At 66.3% G+C, this 18,565-nt stretch carries 7 protein-coding genes; 6 read left to right on the top strand and 1 reads right to left on the bottom strand.

Annotated elements, in window-relative coordinates; translation table 11 throughout:
* Positions 1-27 precede the first annotated feature (27 nt).
* The 6 genes from OXG83_07865 to OXG83_07890 all read left to right on the top strand — a co-directional run bounded on the left by OXG83_07865 (position 28) and on the right by OXG83_07890 (position 17,408).
* Positions 28-3,051: a sulfatase-like hydrolase/transferase gene (locus OXG83_07865; protein ID MCY3964938.1), complete on the top strand. Its 3,024-nt coding sequence runs from the start codon at positions 28-30 to the stop codon at positions 3,049-3,051.
* A gap of 11 nt (positions 3,052-3,062) precedes the next feature.
* Complete coding sequence (locus OXG83_07870) at positions 3,063-6,059, top strand: sulfatase-like hydrolase/transferase (GenBank protein MCY3964939.1); 2,997 nt, start codon at positions 3,063-3,065, stop codon at positions 6,057-6,059.
* Positions 6,060-6,202: 143 nt separating this feature from the next.
* Positions 6,203-8,479, top strand: a complete 2,277-nt coding sequence (locus OXG83_07875) for a hypothetical protein (GenBank protein MCY3964940.1) — start codon at positions 6,203-6,205, stop codon at positions 8,477-8,479.
* 41 nt (positions 8,480-8,520) lie between these two features.
* The gene (locus tag OXG83_07880; GenBank protein MCY3964941.1) at positions 8,521-11,562 is read left to right on the top strand and encodes a sulfatase-like hydrolase/transferase; all 3,042 of its coding nucleotides are present in this window, start codon (positions 8,521-8,523) and stop codon (positions 11,560-11,562) included.
* Positions 11,559-14,948 carry a sulfatase-like hydrolase/transferase gene (locus tag OXG83_07885; protein MCY3964942.1) on the top strand — a complete coding sequence of 1,130 codons (3,390 nt, stop codon included), beginning with the start codon at positions 11,559-11,561 and terminating at the stop codon, positions 14,946-14,948. Before OXG83_07880 ends, OXG83_07885 begins: the two co-directional genes overlap by 4 nt.
* Positions 14,949-17,408, top strand: coding sequence for a hypothetical protein (locus OXG83_07890; GenBank protein ID MCY3964943.1), 2,460 nt, complete (start codon positions 14,949-14,951; stop codon positions 17,406-17,408).
* On the opposite strand, the gene OXG83_07895 is transcribed toward OXG83_07890, so the two are convergent.
* Positions 17,383-18,564 carry a M20/M25/M40 family metallo-hydrolase gene (locus tag OXG83_07895; protein MCY3964944.1) on the bottom strand — a complete coding sequence of 394 codons (1,182 nt, stop codon included), beginning with the start codon at positions 18,562-18,564 and terminating at the stop codon, positions 17,383-17,385. The genes OXG83_07890 and OXG83_07895 overlap by 26 nt on opposite strands.
* Between the last annotated feature and the right edge of the window lies 1 nt (position 18,565).

Here is an 18,565-nt window from a genome sequence, read left to right on the forward strand (position 1 = left end):
CGAGGCATACGGATAGCATCGCGCCCCATGCCGGATACGCACCCGAACGCTTCCAGGCGCGACCGCCAGGAAGAACCGAGACGCTCGAAAGAACCGGCCGCCACGCCCGACGCCGACCCAAGCGGACTGCGCCGGGGCTTCGGCGCCGGCATTCTGGCGATCGCCGGTCTGAGCAGCCTCGCCTTCGCACAGCCGGTCTACGATCTGCTCCGACGGGCACCCGAGTTCTTCGCCATCCGTGATCTCTCTCTGGGCGATCTTCTCGCGCTTGTCCTGCTGTTGGCGATCGGTCCGACGCTTGCGCTCGCGACACCGGCAGCCGTGTTTCGGTGCCTTCATCCATCCTGGATGCGCCACGCGATCGCGGCCCCGGTCGGCCTCCTCACCGCTGTCGTCGCGCTACAGGCGATCCGGGGTCTGCCTGCGGCTGTTGCCACCATGCTCGCGCTGGCGGCCGGAGCCGCCGTGGCCACGGCCTACATTCGGTTTCCGGCGGTGCGCTCCTTCGCAACACTGTTGTCGGCGGCCGCGGTCCTCGTACCGGCACTGCTTGTCTTCGACGGTCAGGTTCGGCGGAGCGCGGCCAGCCCCAGCCAGGCGATCAAGGCCGACCTTGGCGACACTGGCGCTCGCGCACCGGTCGTCCTGGTGATCTTCGACGAGTGGTCAGTCACTTCGATCCTCGACGCCGAGGGAGTAATCGACCGCGAACGGCTTCCCAACCTGGCACGTCTGGCCGATCGGGCCACCTGGTTTCCGAACGCCACCGCGGCGGCTGACATCTCCGAACTCGCGGTTCCGGCGATGCTGACGGGGCAACGGGCCGAGCAGGGGCGGCTTCCGACCCTTGCCGACCAACCGGTCAACCTCTTCACGATGCTCGCCGCCAGCCACGACATCTACGCCATCGAGCCGATCACGTCCCTATGCCCGCCAGAAGTGAACCTGCTCGCCGAGCAACGGGCCGTCTTCAGCGAGCGCTTCGGCCTCCTCCTCTCCGATCTCTCCGTGGTCTGGGCCCACCTCACGGTACCGGAGGTCTGGACGGAACAGCTGCCAGAGATCACACACAACTGGAGCGGCTTCGGTCGGGATCAAACCCCGGCAGCGGAGGCAGATCGAACCGATTCCGCAGCCCGACGGGCTTTACGCCACCTGCGAGACGCTGACCGTGCCGCGGAGTTCCGTTTCTTTGGCGATTCGGTCAGGCCACCCGGACGGCGCCCGGGCTTCTACTTCCTGCATACCCTGCTACCCCACCGCCCGTGGGAGTACCTGGCCTCGGGACGCACCTACCGGTCCACCCAGAACCGGACTCACGGACTCCAACGAGAAATGTGGACGACCGAGCCCTGGCCGGTCCGCCACCACCAGAAGCGGTATCTGCTGCAGGTGCAGTTCATCGACCTGCTGATCGGAGAGCTCATCGACAAGTTGGAGGCACTCGACCTGTTCGATCAAAGCGTCATCGCGATCACTGCGGACCACGGCGTCGCCTTCGCACCAGGACAGTCGCGGCGAGTGTTGGATACGAGCGATCCTGCGGGATACCAGCCCATGGACCTCGCCGCGGTGCCCTTGATCATCAAGGCACCGTTTCAGGAACAGGCAATCATCGACGACACCGCTACTTCCCTGGCTTCCCTGACGCCACGGATCCTCGAACTCGCCGGGGCCGACCCGGATTCCATCCCGGAGTTCCGGGACACCGGAACACCCTCACTGGTTGGCAAGTACGTAGTCAACCTGCAACTTCCGATCGACCGGGAACCCTGGCGGCAGGCACGGCTCACGGAACAGACGACGATGCTGGGGGAAGAGAACGACCCGATGGCGATCGGCGCCGTGCCCGGCCTGCACGGTCGGACGATCTCCGAACTGCCGCAGCAGGGTAGCGAGATCGGCATCCGGCTTGTATCGCCAGACCTCTGGGATGACGTCGATCCGGCCGGGGCAGCGTTGCCAGCCATCGTCCACGGAATCCTCACGGGGCCGGAGTCGCTCCTCGAACGCTCCGTTGCCGTGGCCCTGAATGGGGTCGTCGCTGCCTCTGTACGCCCCCACCAGACCAACTCTGGCGAGATCCGCATCGCGGCGATGCTGCCGGAGCGCCTCTTTCAACCTGGACCCAACCAGCTCGATGTCTTCCTCGTCTCGGACACGGGCGACGTCGTGACGCTCGAGCACGTGAACCGTCCCCGGAGGTTCGTCTATGAACTCGCCCGGGACGACGAAGGTCAGGAGGAGCTGCTGCGGCGTCCCAGGAGCGGCTTCGACTCGGACGTCGAGAGGATTCCCGTGGTCCTGGACGAGACGAAGCCGATCGGCTTCCTGGAGGGTGGCCACCGCTCCGGCGGCGGCTTCGGGGGCTGGGCCGTGGATCTTGCCGATCCCGGCGGCATCGAGGAGGTGGTCGCCTTTCTCGACGGAAGCCAGGTCTGGACCGGAAAGACGACATCCGAGAGACGGAGCGTGGCCAACCGCTACGGTCCGGATCACCTCTACAGCGCGTTCTCCCGGAAGCTTGGACCCGGGGCGGAGCCGGACGCCGAGAGCCTGGAGACGATCCGGCGCCAGGGCTTCGAGGTCTTTGCCGTGTCACGCCGGGGCGTAGCCGGTCGACTGCGGTTCCTACATGCGCCGATCGAGGAGGAGGGCGCTGAAGAAGTCCTGCCCATCAGCGATGGCCGACGGCTGCCGGTGCTGGCGCACGGCGGCCGATTCGACGGCTCGGTCGATCTGATCACCAGGACCGGGAAGTCGACCTCCATCGAGGGCTGGGCCGGCGATCTGGAAGACGGCGAGCCTCCCCGCCGCATCTTCGTGTACCGCGACGGCAAGTATCTGGCCGCTCTGAACGCAACCAACAAGCGCCTTGACGTTGCCGAGCACTACGACGACCAGCGACTGCTGCGGACCGGCTTCCGAGGCAGGGTTCCAGGCGGTCCCGACCCCGCCACGTTCGCCGAACGGCATCGCGTCTTCGCCCTGATGTCCGACGGCTCAGCCGTCGAACTGCCCATAGAAACGGCGCCCGGCACAGAAGGATAGAGTCCGCCTCCATGCGCGGTCGCGCCCCTGCCTCTGGAGCCGAGGAACGCAAGCCGGGGCACGGCCTCGGAGCCGGAGTACTCGCAGTAGCGGGTCTGAGCAGTCTCGCCTTCGCGCAGCCGGTCTACGACGTGCTGAGAAGGGCGCCCGAGTTCTTCGCGATCCGGGACCTGTACATGGGCGATCTACTGGCGCTGGTAGCGGTGGTCGCCGTCGTTCCGACTCTTGCGCTCTCGACACCCGCGGCGGTTCTTCGCTTCGTTCGGCCTTCCTGGATCGGCCCTGCGATTGCTGCTCCCATCGGCCTGCTCACGGCGGTGATCGCGCTGCAAGCGGTCCGTTCCCTGCCCGCTGCGGCAGCCACGCCATTTGCGCTGGTGGTCGGCGGCGCCGTTGTCTGGGCTTATCTCCGATTCCGCGCCATCCGCACCTTTGCTCTTCTGCTGTCCGCCGCCGCAGTCGTCGTGCCCGCCCTCCTCGTTCTTGATCGTCAGGTCCGACGGAGCACTGCTGACACCGCTCGGGAGGTTCCAGGCCGCCTCCCCGACACGGGTGCCCGGGCTCCGATCGTTCTGGCCATCTTCGACGAGTGGTCGCTGACCTCGATCCTGGATTCGGAGGGAAGGATCGACCGCGAGCGACTTCCCAATCTGGCCCGGCTCGCCGACAAGGCCACCTGGTACCCGAACGCAGCCGCCCCGGCCGACGCGTCGGAACTCTCCGTCCCAGCCATGCTGACCGGTTTCAGGGCGGGGCAGGGCCAGCTACCGATTCTCGCCGAGCATCCAGTCAACCTCTTTACGGTGCTTGCTCCAAGCCACGACATCTACGCCCTCGAGCCCGTAGCCTCGCTTTGCCCGCCCGCATTGAATCTCCTGGCCGAGCAGCGCCCCGCCTTCGGGCAACGATTCGGTTTGTTGATCTCCGACCTCACCGTTGTCTGGCTCAGCCTGACCTTGCCAAAAGGCTGGAGGGAGCAACTGCCGAACGTCGAACGAACCTGGAGCGGTTTCGGCCTGGATCAACCGGCTGGAAGGCGTGAGCCCTCGGCTGACGAGCCAGTCCGGCGAGCCCTCTTCAACGTCATGAACTCCGACCGGGCCGCCAGCTTCCGTCGGCTCGTGGCTTCGATCGGGGCTCCCTCAGACCGGCCGAGTCTCCACTTCGTGCACTCTCTCCTGCCGCACACTCCCTGGGAGTACCTGCCGTCGGGGCGCACCTACCACTCCAACCGGGGCCGCATCGAGGGACTGGAAGGGCAGCGGTGGACAACAGACCCGTGGCCGGTCCTCCACGCGCGGAAGCGCTACCTCCTCCAGGTCGAGTTCGTCGACCAGCTGATCGGTGAGTTGACGTCCCGGTTGGAATCGCTGGGCCTGTTCGACGAGAGCCTGATCGCTATCGCTTCCGACCACGGCACCTCCTTCCGCCCCGGCGAATCGGCTCGGTTCCCCGATCCGCTGAATCCCTCCGCTGACCAACTCCTGGACGTGGCCATGGTCCCACTCTTGATCAAGGCGCCCTTTCAGGACGAGGCCCGGGTAGACGAGCGGCCTATCTCCCTCGTCGACTTGACGCCCCGCGTGCTGGAACTTGCCGGGGCCGGCGCCGACGAGGGCAGGAGCCCTCAGGCCGCTGATCCGTCAACCATGGTCGGAAAGTACGCGGGCAACGTGGACATCCCGCTCCAGCGCGAGTCCTGGAGGATGAGGGAAGCCCGCGAACAGGCGAAGCTCCTGGGTGAACCGAACGAGCCGGCGGCGATTGGTGTACGCCCCGATCTCCACGGCATCGAAGTCGCGGAACTGACATTGCGGGACAGCGACGTCGGGATCCGGCTCGAGGCAGCAGATCTTTGGGACAGCGTCGATCTCAGTCGTCCCGTACTGCCGGCTCGCGTTCAGGGTGTTCTCACGGGGCCGGAATCGCTGCTCGACCGTTCTGCCGCCATCGCCCTGAACGGTGTAGTCGCCGCCACTGTCCGCCCGCAGCAAGACATTGACGGCACGATCCGGCTCGCGGCGCTCCTGCCGGAACGTCTTCTCCGAGCCGGGTTCAATCAGATCGAGGTGTTCCTGACCTCGAACGATGTCAACGTCTCCACGCTGGAGCATGTGAAGCGCCCCCCCGGCTTCATCTACGAACTTGCCTGGGCCGAACAGGGCCGCAGCGAAGCCCTCCTGCGCCGCCCGAGAAGTACTCTGAACGCCGATATCGTCAGCATTCCAATCCTGCGACGGGCCGACTCTCAACTGATCGGGTTCCTTGAGGGCGGCCATCGAGCCGGCGCCGTCCACGGTTGGGCTACCGATCTCACCGAGTCCGGCACGACCCTGGAGGTCGTCGCGTTCCTCCAGGGGGAACAGTACTGGGCCGGCACCACGACCGTCGAACGAGAAACCGTGGCCGATCGCTACGGTCAGGGACACTTGTACAGCGGTTTCTCCCGGAAGCCCCGTCCTTCTTCCGTGCAAGACAAGGAAGCGGAAGCCGAATCTCTGAAGACGATCCGGCGCGAGGGTTTCGTCGGCTACGCAGTGTCGCCCCGGGGCGTAGCGACGCGCCTTCGGTTCTTCTACGCACCGCTCGAAGACGAGGACGGCACCGAGGTACTGCCGATCAGTGACGGTCGCCGGCTACCCGTGATGAAGGCCGGCGGGCGCTTCGAGGGCGCGGTCGACCTCGTCTCGAAGCCGGCGAAGCGGACGTTGATCGAGGGCTGGGCGGCAGACCTCGAAAGCGGCGAACGACCCCGCCAGATCGTGGTGTATCGCGATGGCAAGTTCCTCGTCGCATTGGGCACCAACCGGGTCCGCCCCGACGTTGCGGAGAAGCACCGGGATCCCCGGCTGCTGCGCACCGGCTTCAGAAGTTCTGTCCCGGGAGCTCCCGAACCGGCAACCTTCGCCGACGGTCACCGGGTCTTTGCCCTGATGCTTGCTGGTTCCGCCGTCGAGCTGCCGATCAGGGAGGTGGCAGAGACCGGGTCACAGGAACCGGTTTCTTGAAGGGCCCGCCTTCGACCCCTACGCCGCTGTCGGGAACGCGAACGCCCGTCTCCAGACTGTTCGATCACCTCCCCATCAAGCCCGAAGCGGTTGGCTGGGCGGCCTTCAGCCTCTTCGGACTCTGGTTCGCATGGAGGCTGATCGTGACCTGGGCGGGAACCGTCAGGCTCGAGGATCAACTGATCGTTCTTCGCTACGCGCGCAATCTGGTCGAGGGCAACGGCCTCGTCTACAACGTGGGGGAGCGCGTGATGGGGTTCACGACCCCTCTGTGGACCCTGCTCAGCAGCCTCTTCGTTGCCTTCGGAGGCGACAACGCTCCCGCCTGGCAGAACACGTTTGGAGTCTTTTGCCTGCTTGGGACGGCGGCGTTGGCAGTAAGGCTGCTCATCCGAATCGGTGCCGGAATGGCGGCGCCCGTCGCGGTCCTCCTCATCACGTTCGCCGGGCCGTCCATCCCGCGCTACTACTTCCTGGGCATGGAGGTCCACCTCTTCACGCTGCTCTACCTCCTGGCCCTGGACCTGCACTTGAGTCGTCGGGACGCTTCCGCGGGTATTGCCACGGGCGCACTGTTCCTGACCCGTCCCGAGGGTGCTCTCCTGGCGATCATGCTGCTCATCCACAACTGGATTTCGACCCGGTTGTTACCGCTTCGCCAGGCATTCGCCGCGGCCCTGACCGTTCTCCCCTGGCTTGCGTTCGCCACGGTCTACTTCGGGGCATTCACCTCGGAGACTCTCAAGGCCAAACGGGGGATCTACACGGCGGTCGACTACATCGACCATGTGGCGGGGAACTTCAACCAGGCCGCGAAGTACGTGGTGGCTGCCTACACGAGCTGGACACCGCTGGTCGCAAGCGCGGGGTTCCTGTTCGGTGTGCTCACATGCGTCGGTATCGTCGACCTGCTACGCCGAAGGCCGGACCTGTGGCCCCTCCCCGCCTTTCCCCTGGCGATCGTACTGGGCTACGCGACACTCGGCGCCTGGCCGGGATTCACCTGGCACTTCTACCCGGTGTTCATAGCCGTTCCGATTCTCCTGGCACTGGGTCTCCATGCCACCCTGTTCGAAGGCACGCGGCTCGTCAGAAGCTCGATCCGTCGCTTAAAGACGCAGTGGCTCATGAGACGCCTTGCGAACCTGAGTGACACCAGCCTCGCTGCAGCCGTGACCGTGGTCCTCCTTGCCCTTGCCGTTCCACTCCTGGTGTACACACAGAACCTGCTCAGGAACCCCCACCAGCCCTCAGAGCGCGACCGGACTCTCGCCGCTCTGGGTAACTACCTGGGCGACCACTATGACGAAGACGTCCGCGTGCTCATCGACGAGATCGGCTACATCGGCTGGCTCAGTCGACTTCACATCATCGACTCGCAGGGGCTCGTCACAGCCGACCTGAACTGGGACGTCCCCCGGATCGAGGCACTCGACCGCTACGTGCCGGACCTCCTCCTGGTCCATGTGGATGCAGCAACGCGCCACGCCATGCGTGAGACCGTGCCCTGGATGTACCGACGAATCGAGGACTTCGACGTGGCGCCGGAGTACCGTCTCTACTCAAGGATCGATCCTGAGTTTCGGTACGCGGCGACGTCCACAGGCGACGCATTGCTGCGCTACCGGACGGATGACGCCACGGCTCGACCGGTGCGAATACCGATTACCCCGGGGCCTGAGCTGGCCGGGTTCCTGGACGAGACCCTGGTGGAAGGCCCCAACGCGGAATCGCTAGGGGAAGACAAGTTCATCCTCAATGGCTGGGCCATCGATCCAACCGACCCCGCCGGCCTCGAGGCCGTCGTCTTCCTGCTCGGCGGCACGACGGCGGGCTCCACCACTGTCGATCTGCCCCGACGACCCGATGTCGCCGCTGTCCACGGACGGGGGTTCGAGTACAGCGGTTTCACTCTCCGCACCGCAGCCAGCCGCGAACTCGTGGAGCGCGGCGGTATCGTGCCTGTAGCGGTGTCCAAACGGGGTCTGGCCTCTCGGTTGGGCTACCAGTATCAGCAACTGCAACACGAAGGTCAGGGCATCGAGATCCTGCCAAGCACTGACGGGCGCAAGCTGCCCATCCAGGCCCCCGACAGCCTCGTAGCCGGGAGCATCGACAGGATCACGACATCGGAAGGCCGGACCCGGGTCGAAGGCTGGGCAGCAGATGTCGAACGCGCGGAGTCGCCACGACATGTCGTCATCTACCGTGACGGCTACCTCCTGGCCAGTCTCGGCCCCAACGGCGAGCGTCCGGACGTTGCCGAGCACTTCGGCGACTCGAGATTCCTGCGCACCGGTTTCAGCATGGACGTGCCCGGTGCGCCAGAACCGGAGACGTTCGCCCGCAACTACAGGGTGTTCGCCGTGATGGAACGAGGCGTCGCAGTCGAACTGCCGGTAGCTCAGCAAGCGATGTAGTCAAGAGGTCAGGGGCAGGAACACAGCTAGAATCGCCGCCCATGTCGGAATCGCACTTGGCCACCTCTGGCCAAGCCCGGAAGGAAGACCAGGGGAACGTCCCAGTACCGACCGCCACGCACGACACGGACCGACGTGGACTGCACCAGAGCCTTGGCGCCGGTGTGCTGGCGATCGCCGGTCTGAGCAGCCTCGCGTTCGCACAGCCGGTCTACGATCTGCTCCGGCGGACGCCGGAGTTCTTCGCCATCCGAAGCCTCTACATCGGGGATCTTCTGGCGCTTGTCGTCGTTCTCGCGGTGGGCCCGACAGTGGCGCTCGCGGCACCGGCCGCCACGCTCCGGTTCCTCCGTCCTTCCTGGATTCGACCCGCGATCGCGGCTCCCGTCGGTCTGCTCGCCGCGGTGATCGTCCTGCAGGCGCTGCGGAGTCTGCCCGCGGCCGTTGCCACGACCGTCGCCCTGTCCACCGGAGCCATCGTGGCCTGGGTCTACATCCGGTTTCGACCCGCTCGGTCCTTTGCAACGCTGGTGTCGGCCGCTGCCGTCGTGGTGCCGGCGCTCCTCCTCTTCGACAGTGAGGTCCGCCGTAGCGCGGCCGGTCCAAGCCACACAACGGCGGTGGACCTGGTCGACACCGGTGCGCGAGCGCCTGTTGTCATGGTCGTCTTCGACGAGTGGTCGCTCATATCCATCCTCGACTCCGAAGGTGCGATCGACCGTGAGCGCCTGCCGAATCTGGCGCGCCTTGCCGATCAAGCCACCTGGTATCCGAACACCACGGCCGCTTCTGACGGCACGTACCTCTCGGTCACCGGGATGCTGACCGGCCAGCCGCCCGAGAGAGGCTGGCTTCCCACGGCCGCCGAGCACCCGGTCAACCTGTTCACGTTGCTCGCACCGAGTCACGACACATTTGCCGTCGAACCGGTCACTTCGCTCTGCCCGCCCGACCTGAACGAACTGCGCGGACAACGGACGTCATTCAGGGAACGCTTCGAGCTCCTGATCGCCGACCTCACGGTGGTCTGGCTCAACTTGACCGTGCCCGCGAGCTGGACCGAGCGGCTGCCGGAAGTCACCCACACCTGGAGTGGCTTCGGGTTGGAACAGACGGATGCACCGACCGCGGAAGCGTCCGCTGTCCCCGGGCAGCGGGCTGTACGTCACCTGCGGGACGCTGATCGTGCAGCAGGGTTCCGCGGTTTCACCGACTCGATCCGGCCGGCCGGCCGGCGACCGGGCTTCTACTTCCTGCACACGTTGCTGCCACATCTCCCATGGGAGTACCTACCCTCCGGCCGCACCTACAACCGCTTCACCCGTGACCGCATCCACGGCCTCGAGCGAGGGGTCTGGACCGGCGACTCCTGGCCGGTCCGCCACGACCGGAAACGGTATCTGCTGCAGGTGCAGTTCACCGACCTCCTGATCGGAGAGCTGATCGAGAGGCTGGAATCGCTCGATCTGTTCGACCGGAGCGTCATCGTGATCACGGCGGACCATGGCGTCGCCTTCGAGCCCGGCCGACAGCGCCGGTACGCGGGCAAGGGGGACGTTTCCGGCTTCCACTTCCTGGACGTCGCGGCCGTGCCTCTGATCATCAAGGCGCCGCTCCAGCGTCAGGCGGCCATCGACAACACAGTCACTTCCCTGGTTTCCCTGACTCCTCGAATCCTCGAACTCGCGGGCGCCAAGGCGGATTCGATCCCGCAGTTCCGGGACGCGGGAACAGCTTCCCTGGTCGGCAGATACGCCGGCCACCTGGAGCTTCCGATCGACCGGGAACCCTGGCGGCAGGCACGGCTCACGGAGCAGACAGCAATGCTGGGGGAAGAGAACGACCCGATGGCGATCGGCGCCGTTCCCGGCCTGCACGGTCAAACGATCTCCGAGCTGCCGCGCCGGAACAGCGACGTCAGCATCCGGATCGAAGCTCACCACCTCTGGGACGATGTCGATCCTGACGGGGCGTCGTTGCCAGCCATCGTCCATGGAGTCCTCACGGGGCCGGAATCGCTCCTCGAACGATCCGTTGCCGTGGCACTGAACGGGATCGTCGCTGCCTCAGTTCGCCCCCACCGAACCAGCTCCGGCGAGATCCGTATCGCGGCGTTACTGCCGGAGCGCCTCTTTCAACACGGATCCAACCAACTCGATGTCTTCCTCATCTCGGACCGGAACGATGTCGCGACACTCGAGCTGGTCAACCGTCCCCAGAGTTTCTTCTACGAACTCGCCCGGGACGACGAAGGTCAGGAGCAGCTGCTGCGGCGGCCCAAGAGCGGCTTCAACACGGATGTCGAGACGATTCCCGTGGTCCAGGATACCGGGGGAATCGTCGGCTTCCTCGAAGGTGGCCACCGCTACAGCGGCGGCTTCGGGGGCTGGGTCGTGGATCTTGCCGATCCCGGCGGCATCGAGGAGGTGGTCGCCTTTCTCGACGGCAACCAGGTCTGGACTGGCAGAACGACCACCGAGAGACAGAGCGTGGCCGATCGCTATGGCCCTGAGCACCTCTACAGCGGGCTCCCCCGGAGGGTTCGATCCGGAGTGGCGGCGGATGCCAGGAGCCTGGAGACGATCCGGCGGCAGGGCTTCGAGATTCTTGCCGTATCGCGCCGGGGGGTTGCCGGTCGACTGCGGTTCCTCCACGCCCCGATCGCGGAGGAGGGCGGCGAAGAAGTCCTGCCCATCAGCGATGGCCGGCGGCTGCCGGTGCTGGCGCACGGCGGTCGCTTCGACGGCTCGGTCGATCTGATCAGCAAGACCGGGAGGTCGACGTCCATCGAAGGCTGGGCCGGCGATCTTGACCAGGGGGAGCCTCCCCTTCGGGTCGTCGTGTACCGCGACGGCAAGTACCTGGCCGCTGTGAACACCAACAACAAGCGGCCCGACGTTGCCGGGCACTACGACGACCAGCGACTGCTGCGGACCGGCTTCCGAGGCAGGGTTCCCGGAGGTCCCGACCCCGCCACCTTTGCCGAACGGCACCGCGTCTTCGCCCTGATGCCCGACGGCTCAGCCGTCGAACTTCCCATACAAGCGGCGCCCGGCACGGAACCCGCACGGCCCAGTTCATGAAGGATCAGGCTCTCCCCAAGAGCGCGGAACAGGGACCCCCTGCGCACGCATCCAGAAGCTGGGTAGACGCTTCACACCTGTTCGCACTCTGGACCTTCGCCGTCGCCCAGCCGATCTTCGATCTGATCGGCAGACAGCCTGACTTCCTGGTGGCCCAACGCCTTTCCGGTGCGCCAATCGTGCTGCTGGCCCTTGCGGGCACGCTGGGAATCCCGGCCTTGCTGGCATTGCCGCTGCTCCTACCCGGAGCAGCCACGAATCGCGCCGCGCGCCTATGGAGCGACGGACTGCGTACGCTGCTCGCCGCCGCGTTCATCCTCCAGTTGTTGCAATGGCTGCCCGCTACCGTCGCGCTGGTGCTGGCGGTCGCTGGAGGTACTGGAACCGCGTTGTGTCTGAACCGGTACCGGGTCCTGTCGAACGCAGTCGCGGTCGCCGCCGTCGCGGCCCTCGTCGCACCGGCCGTGTTCCTGCTCCGGCCCGGCGTTCGCGGCCTTCTTCCGACCGTCTCAGCCTCGCACTTCGAGCCCGACTCCACGATCGCCAGAGCTCCGTACCTTGAAAGCGACCTGCCGATCGTTCTCATCGTGTTCGACGAACTGCCGACGAGTTCCCTTCAACGGCCGGACGGCTCGATCGACGATCGCCGGTTTCCCTCGTTCGCCGCTCTGGCCGAAAGCGCCGACTGGTACGTCGGCGCGGTGACCGCTGGACTCCAGACGGCCAAGTCGATTCCGGCGCTTCTCACCGGCAAACTGCCCCAAGGCGACACCACCGCCTACTACAACGATCACACCTCCAACCTCTTCTCGTGGCTGGGGAGCAGAGGCGGTTATCGAGTCGTAGCCCGGGAGACCATGTCGCAGCTCTGCCCCGCCGCGGTCTGCGGCGAAACACGGGCAGGTGGGTGGACATCTCTCAGGAGCACTGCCGAGGACCTCAGCGTCGTCTACGGCCACTTGCTGCTGCCCGCGGAGCTCCGAAGCCGTCTCCCCTCCGTAAGCCACTCATGGACCAGGTTTCGAGGCGCGAGTTCCAACCAGCAGGACGAAGAACGCAAGGCGCACGCCGGCGCGCTCTTTCAGGACGTACCTCGTCTGCTCGACGACTTCCTGCGGCGCGTTGAGCAGCCGGGGCGAACTCCGACGCTCTACTACCTTCACCTGAATCTGCCGCACCGGCCGTGGAAGTACCTGCCATCCGGCCGCGAGTACACATTGCCCGGCACTCCGATCAGCCCTCCCGGCTTCGAAGCTGCCCGCCTGGCGAAGAACGATCAGTTGGCAACGCACGGCCTGCAGCGCCATCTGCTGCAGGTCGGCTACGCGGATCGCGTACTCGGACAGGTCCTCGACCGCCTGAAGGAAGCCGCGATCTACGACCGGGCCATGATTGTCGTCGCAGCCGATCATGGCCATAGCTTCCGCCCCGGGGAGCTCCGGCGCTCGCCCACCGAGGCGAATGTCGAGGACGTGCTCGAAGTGCCTCTCTTGGTCAAGCGACCGGGACAAACGGAGGGAGCCGTCTTCGACCATGTGGTTCAGACGATCGACATCGTGCCAACAATCGCTGCCACCTTGGGCACAGAGTTGCCTTGGCGCACCGACGGTCGACACCTAAGCGATCGTTCGCCGCGCAACATCAGCGTTTGTTGCTTCAGGGACGACCCGGACGTGCGAGCTTTCCGCACCGACCCCGAGCGCCGCCAGCAGACTCTCGATCGCCTGCACCGGCTCTTCGCCACAGGAACCACTGACAGCCCGTTCTCTGGTGTTTTCTCGGCCGGACCGCGGCCGGATCTTCTGGGACGCGCAACCGTCGGGATGACCGACGAACACTCAACCGACCCTTCGACCGCGAAGGCCATCCTTGCGGGGCCGAGCGCCTTCGAGAACATACGGCCGGAGACCGGCTTCATCCCAAGTCTCGTCAGTGGTCGAATCGAGCCGCCCGTTGCCAACGGCACACCACTGGCCGTCTCCGTGGACGGCATCGTGCGGGCCACGACCGAGACGTTCTTCCACCGAGGTGCAAGCAGGTTCTCGGCACTGGTCGACGAACGCTGGCTCCAGGCCGCAAGCCACCAGATCGGCGTGTTCGCTATCGAGGAGAATGTCCCGTCCGAAGACCAACATCAAACCACTCTGAGAACACTGCTCGGCGGGGAGCCGGCGCCACGACTGCTAACCGAAGCGGACAGAGTGCGCGGCGTGGACCTCGGTGGAGGCATGGTCCTGAAGCAAGTTCATCATCTCTTTCGATGTGAAATGGAGGTGGCCGCCGGCGGCTTCCTCGGTCGCATCCTCTCCAGACCCGGCTTGCCGGCGGACTCCGTGGACGAGTTCTTCGTCTTCAGTGGCGCGGATCTTGTCTACAGGGGCGAGGACGACCGGTCACGTCGTCGAGTACGGCCATACGGCGGCCAACGAGAACAGATGACGTTCCGTATCTCGCTCCCCGCAACCCTCGTGAACGAGAATTCCCTCACTCTCCTTGCCCGAAGCGGCGATCAGGTTCAGGTGCTCTACCCACCACGACCGCGAGGAAGGTTTGAACTGACCCGAGATGCCCAAGGCCGAGACCTCCTGCTGCGCCACCCCCAAGGCATCGCCGGCGCGGAACCCGAGCGCGTTCCCATCGAATCCGCCGGCAACGAGATCATCGGAGCCGTCGAAGCGTGGTCATCGGAGGAAATGCAGATCCGCGGTTGGACCGCCGATCTCGGTGACCTGGGAGTGCACCAGGAAGTCGTCGTCTTCCTCCATGGCCGCGAGCTCTGGGTCGGCCAAACGGGCCGCAGGAATCGGCAGGTGGCGGCGCAAGCGGGTCACTCCTACAGCGGCTTCGTCCTTCCGGACAGCAGGTACTCCGCGTCCGGTTCAACCCCCAGGCTCAGGACCCGCGATCTGGCCGCAATCGAACGACACGGACTCGTCGTGTATGCCGTCTCCCGCCGGAACGTCGCGGCGAGGCTGCCATTCGCCTATCAACCCCTGGAACGCACTGCGGACGACGGCGAGCTTCTCCCGCTAGGCGACGGCCGAAGGCTGAGTGTGCAAGCGCCAGGAGACGGCTTCCGCAGCGCATTTCAGGTCGTGGCCACCCCCGGCCAGGGAACGCTGATCGAAGGCTGGACCGCTGTCAGGGAACGGGACGACCGACCGCGGGAAATCGTCATCTACCAGAGCGGCGAATTCCTGGCCAGCATCGGGGCGGAACCGGATCAGCAAAGCCGCGTCGACCAGGACCACGACCGGCGGCCTCTTCCCGTGAGTTTCCGCGGACTTGTGCCGGGCGCACCGGATCCTGCGACGTTCGCCGAACGGCACCGCGTCTTCGCTCTCGTGTCGAGAGGGTCAGCCGTCGAACTGCACGTAGCGCCGTAGATGACCAAACCCGGAGCCTCAGGCGGCTCCCGTTCCCCTGAGCTTCCGAACCGTCAACGGCGGCTACTCGAACTGACCTCGTGGACCGCCTTCGCGGTCTTCGGCATCTGGTTTGCCGCCCGCCTGATTCCGAACCTCGCCCTGCGACTGCAGTTCGAGGACCAGTTGATCGTGCTCCGCTACGCCCGCAACCTGGCGGAAGGGAACGGCCTGGTCTACAACGCAGGAGAGCGTGTGATGGGCTTCACGACGCCGCTGCACACGATGCTCAGCAGCGCCTTCGTCCTCGGCGGGGGCGACCAGGCACCCGGGTGGCAGAACACATTCGGGCTGCTGTGCATGCTCGGTGCCGCCGCGATCGCGTCCAGGCTACTGATCCGGATCGGGGCCGGTCCCGCAGCACCTCTGGCCGTCGCCCTCGTCACCTTCAACCCGCCAGGCATCTACAACTACCTCTACTTCGGGATGGAGGTCCATCTTTTCGCCCTCCTCTTCCTACTGGCTCTGGACCTCCACCTGAGTGAACGCGCCACCGCGGCCGCGGTCGTGTCCGGTTTCCTGTTCCTCACGCGACCCGAGGGGGCCATTCTGGGTGTCATGCTGATCGGCCATGGCTGGCTGCGCCGGCGGCAGGTCCCCCTGCGCGCGGCGGCGACTGCCCTGCTCGTCGCCGCGCCCTGGCTTCTCTTCGCCACCTTCTACTACGGCAGTCCGCTGCCAATGACGCTGGGAGCGAAGGAAGGCGAGAGCATCACCACGCCGCTGCACTACCTGGACCTGGTTCGAGAGGCCTATGTCGAAGCCGGAGCCACTCTGCTCGCCGCTTACAGTCCGTCGCTCGCGCAGACGACGACCGGCTACGTCCTTCTTGCGACGGTTCTACTTCTAGGCGCTGTCGCGCTCCTTCGTCGCCGGGCCGCTCTGTGGCCGCTGGTCGCCTTTCCATTGACCGCCCTGGCCGGCTACGCGTTGATCGGATCGCTACCGGGCTACACATGGCACTACTACACACTGAGCATTCTGGCCGCGTTCCTGCTCGCCATCGGAATTCACGACGGATTGGTCGGAATCGGAAGACTCGTGCGACACGCGGCGCCGGCGTTGTCGTCCGAACGCGTCGAATCGGGGCAGCGTTTCCCCGGTGCCGCCGTCGTAGCGGTCGCGATCCCGATCGTCCTGCTCGCGGTGCCCATCCTGCGCCACACCTCAGAGCAGATCGGCAACCGCGTGGAACCGACGGCCCGGCAGACTCAACTCCAAAACATGGGTCGATGGCTCGCCGAGCGCTACGAGCCGAGTACGTCCGTTCTCGTTCGCGAGATCGGCCATATCGGCTGGGTCAGCGGGCTGCGCATCGTCGACCGGGGCGGCCTGGTCACGCCCGGCCTTCGCTACGACGTGCCGCGCCGCGTCGCCGTCGAGAAGCTCCTGCCCGACCTGCTGCTGCTGCGGGCGGACAACTACGGCATCCTGGACCACCAGGAAGGCACCGGCTTCCCGTCGAACCTCGGTTACGAACGCGTCGAGGAGTTCGACCACGGGCAGGAGTGGAGCCTTCACTCGCTGATCGAACCCGCCTCCTCCTCCCCGCGCGAAGGGGATCGAATCCGCTACGAGGTCGCCCGGAGCGCCGCCGGCCACCTCGAGGCCGTGCTCCGCTACCGCCTCGTCGAAGGCGAATCCGAACCGCCGAGCCGCATTCCCATCGTTCCTCCCCCCCGCGGCTTCGACGGGGCGCTCGATGCCGTGCTGCCAAGACCCGGGCCCGGGTCGGTCGACGCCGCGGCCGAGTTCGTGGTCAGCGGTTTCATCCGCGACGACCCGCCAAACCTCCGCGGGGTCGAAGCGATCCTCCTGTTCATCGGCGGCGAGATGACCGTGCACCTGCCCGGCGTCCACAAGCGGCCCGATCTCGCCGCCCTCTACGGACCGCCCTTCGAGAACGGCGGCTTCGCGTTTCGCACGTCCGCCGACCGGCATCTTGTCGAGCGCGAAGGCGTCCTCGCCTACGCGGTGTCGCGGCGCGGAGTGGCCAGCCGCCTCCGCTTTGCCTATCTGCCTCTCGAGTGGGAGCCCGGCAATCGCGAGTTCCTGCCGACCACCGACGGGCGCCGCCTGGCCGTGCGACCGCCCGGCGACGGTTACCACGGGGAGCTGGATCTCCTCGTGTCCGGAAACCGGGTCGAGATCGAAGGCTGGGCGGCGGACGCCACACGAGGCGAGCGGCCGCGCCAGATCGTCATCTACCGCGACAACCACTTTCTGACCAACCTGGGGCTTAACCGGGAACGACCCGACATCGCCGAACGCTTCGGGAATCCGGCTCTGCTGCGGGCCGGTTTCGGGGGCGCTGTTCCGGGCGAAACCGACGCCTCTTCCCCTGGCGAGCGCTACCGCGTGTTCGCCATCATGCTGCGCGGCGCCGCCGTGGAGCTCAATCCGCCGCGGACAGCGCCTTGACCAGCCGGTACAGGAACTCCTGCCCTTCGTGAAAGTGGTCGATCCGGATCCGCTCGTCGCGGCCGTGGGCGCGGACGTCGTCCATGTCGCCGAAGATGCCCGAGACCCCGTAGACCGGGATGCCGGCGTTGCGCAGGTACAGGCCGTCCGTGGCGCCTGTGGTCATCACAGGCAGCACGGGAACGCCGGGCCACATCTCCTCGGTCACCCGCTCGATCGCGTCGAGAACGTCGCCGGTCATCGGTGACGGCGGGCTCGGCGTCGCCTCCCGCCTCCGTTCGACCTCGACGCCGAACGGCGAGGCGAGCCGGCGCAACGTCTCCTCGACCTCGTCCGGGTCGTGGCCAGGCAACAGCCGGCAGTTCACGTTCGCCTCCGCCAACTGCGGCAGCGCGTTCTCGCGCACCGGCAGCGAGGAGTGGCCGCCCGGGTTCCTGGCCCTGAACCAGAATGACAGGAAGACCTTCTCGCTTCCCTGCACGTTGTTCGAGACCTTGCGGCCGTCCCGCTCCATGCCGCCGCCACCCTCGTTCAGCGCGAGCGCCGCGTCGATCAGGTCCCTGTGGTCCGCGAGCAGGAACTCGACGCCGTTGCGGGTCCCGCTCTCCTCGTCGGCGGTGAGCGCGATGATGATGTCCCGCTCGGGGACGAAGCCCTCCCGGCGCAGGCGGATCAGGTTGACGGCGTGGATCGCGCACTCATCCTTGTCGTCGGCGGTGCCGCGACCGTAGAAGTAACCGTCCCGCTCCTGGAACTCGAACGGAGGGATGTCGGGGCTCCAGTCCTCGGCCAGCGCCTCCACGACATCGAGGTGGGCGAGCAGCAGGATCGGCTCGGCGTCCGGGTCGCTCCCCCGAAGCCGCGCCACGAGGTTGCCCTTGGTGGGGAACCCATCGGGAACCAGCACGTGGACGTCCTCGGGCGGAAAGCCGGCCTCGAGCAGGGCGTCCGCCACGACCCGGGCGGCCCGCGTGTTGTCGCCCCGCTCTGTGTCCGTCGTGTCGATCTCGATCAGTTGCTCCAGGAGGCTGCTCGCCAGTTCCATGTACTCGGCCGGCGGCAGGTTCCGCGGATTCGCCGTCTGGGCAACGGCCACGGAAGCAACCGCACCGAACCACAGGGCAGCGGCAGCGAGAATGGTCTCGAGGCGTTTCATC

The organism is Acidobacteriota bacterium, from assembly GCA_026707545.1.
In the GTDB taxonomy this organism is placed as follows: domain Bacteria; phylum Acidobacteriota; class Thermoanaerobaculia; order Multivoradales; family Multivoraceae; genus Multivorans.

Excerpts from the sequence above, each read along its gene's own strand:
- OXG83_07865 (MCY3964938.1), top strand. The coding sequence starts at position 28 with ATGCCGGATACGCACCCGAACGCTTCCAGGCGCGACCGCCAGGAAGAA.
- OXG83_07885 (MCY3964942.1), top strand. The coding sequence starts at position 11,559 with ATGAAGGATCAGGCTCTCCCCAAGAGCGCGGAACAGGGACCCCCTGCG.
- OXG83_07870 (MCY3964939.1), top strand. The coding sequence starts at position 3,063 with ATGCGCGGTCGCGCCCCTGCCTCTGGAGCCGAGGAACGCAAGCCGGGG.
- OXG83_07890 (MCY3964943.1), top strand. The coding sequence starts at position 14,949 with ATGACCAAACCCGGAGCCTCAGGCGGCTCCCGTTCCCCTGAGCTTCCG.
- OXG83_07895 (MCY3964944.1), bottom strand. The coding sequence starts at position 18,564 with ATGAAACGCCTCGAGACCATTCTCGCTGCCGCTGCCCTGTGGTTCGGT.
- OXG83_07880 (MCY3964941.1), top strand. The coding sequence starts at position 8,521 with ATGTCGGAATCGCACTTGGCCACCTCTGGCCAAGCCCGGAAGGAAGAC.